Genomic DNA, 649 nt, shown 5'->3' on the forward strand with positions numbered 1-649 from the left:
CCTGTCTCGAAACGGGTGTATTGACTGCTTTGCTGCGACTGAACATCGAGGTGAAAATTGGATTTAAATATTCCCGTTGTAGAAAAAACACAAACCTCAGAAAAGGCTCTGATTTCATGATCGATAGAAACCTCCTTTTGTTGGCTTTCGTTTTCATACACACCAAAAACGTTGTAGTTAAACAGTCCCCCACGACCAAACTTAGCTGGAGAAAATCGCCCCATGTCGTGTGCAGATAAACTCTGCATCGGCAGCCAGTTCGGCGGAACGTCGATCGCCAGTTGCAATGACGATTGCAAATAACGCACGTTAACCCCAGGAATGGAAGAAACGTCAATTCTGTCTTCCGTTCCTGGCAACGATTTGGCCGTAACGCCAACCGCTATTAGATCTTGCCGCTGGAGAAAGTACTGCTCGCCAATGCGCTCGACTTCGGCAATATGCCCCGTCGCTCTTTGATTGATCACCAATTCTAGTTTCAAGCTAATATTGTTAAACTTATCAAAAGAAAAGTTTTCAGGACTCGGTAACTCAGAAAAACTGTTGGGTGAGTTCGCACAAAGGCCAATATTGCTCCACGCCATACTTAGTAATCCAAGCAAAAGCAAGACATACATTTCATTGCGTCTGTTCATTATTATCATTATTG

Annotated in this window: 1 pseudogene; it reads right to left on the bottom strand. The window is 43.9% G+C overall.

From position 1 onward, the window contains the following. Nucleotides 1–584: pseudogene (locus R7044_RS26005) on the bottom strand (fimbrial biogenesis outer membrane usher protein); the annotation flags it as partial. Nucleotides 585–649 lie beyond the last annotated feature (65 nt).

It is taken from the genome of Vibrio sp. 1402, assembly GCF_033340275.1.